Origin of the sequence: Moraxella sp. CTOTU49097, assembly GCF_032064105.1 — a bacterium.
Classification (GTDB): domain Bacteria; phylum Pseudomonadota; class Gammaproteobacteria; order Pseudomonadales; family Moraxellaceae; genus Faucicola; species Faucicola osloensis_B.
This window is the reverse complement of record NZ_DAMBOA010000049.1, coordinates 1-1,205: the sequence shown is the minus strand read 5'-3', so window position 1 is coordinate 1,205 and position 1,205 is coordinate 1. Positions and strand designations below refer to the sequence as shown.

The window sequence follows — 1,205 nt, the reverse complement described above, 5'->3', positions numbered from 1 at the left end:
GTTGCAGGGCGAATTTGGCTCCGCTCTTCGACAAACACTACGTTGTCATCGACTTTGTCACTGTTGATAAAGTGCTTAAAGCGTTTTAAACGTTCTGGGTCAGACAGGGTGGTTTTCCATTCGCACTGGTAAGCATCAATGTCCGCTTGCATTTGGGTTTCAAGCTCATGAGCAATACCCAAGCTGTCATTGATAACCACCTGTTGAATATACTCAAGACCACCTTCCATTTTTTCACGCCAGACTGACGTGCGTTGTAAGCGGTCGCCTGTTTTTATGTAGAACATTAAGAAACGATCGATATATTTAACCAGCGTGGCTGTGTCCAAGTCACTGGCAAACAGCTCAGCATGTCTAGGACGCATACCGCCATTGCCACAGACATAAAGGTTCCAGCCGTTTTCGGTGGCGATAATACCGATATCTTTGCCTTGGGCTTCAGCACATTCACGGGTACAGCCTGATACGCCAAATTTGATTTTATGCGGTGAGCGTAAGCCTTTATAACGGTTTTCCAGTTTAATTGCTAGTCCCACACTATCATCAACCCCATAGCGACACCAAGTGCTGCCGACACAAGACTTAACAGTCCGTAGTGATTTGCCATACGCATGCCCTGTTTCAAAACCTGCGTTGATTAAGCGTTCCCAAATATCGGGCAATTGGTCACTACGTGCACCAAATAAATCCACACGTTGCCCACCAGTGATTTTGGTGTAAAGTCCAAAATCGCGTGCTACCTCACCTAAGACAATGAGTTTTTCGGCGGTAATTTCACCACCTGCAATCCTTGGTACGACAGAGTAAGTACCATCTTTTTGGATATTGCCCAAGAAAGCATCATTGGTATCTTGCAGCGCAACCAGTGGTTTATCTAAGATATAGTCATTCCAGCAAGACGCCAAAATCGAGCCAATGGTAGGCTTACAGATTTCACAGCCATCACCGTGTCCGTGTCTTTCAATCATCTCCTCAAAGGTGTGGATATTGCTGACACGCACCAAGTGATATAGTTCTTGGCGCGAGTAAGCAAAATGCTCGCAGATATGATTTTTAACTTCGATACCGCGCTTTTTGAGTTCTGACACTAAGGTATCTTTGACGATTTGGGCGCAACCGCCACAGCCTGTACTGGCCTTGGTGCAGCTCTTGATGTCTTCATAAGTCATGGCCCCATTGTCCACTGCTGCGCAGATTTGACCTTT

At 46.1% G+C, this 1,205-nt stretch carries 1 pseudogene; it reads right to left on the bottom strand.

The features are described 5' to 3' along the window. Nucleotides 1-1,205: pseudogene (locus tag RT064_RS10985) on the bottom strand ((2Fe-2S)-binding protein); the annotation flags it as partial.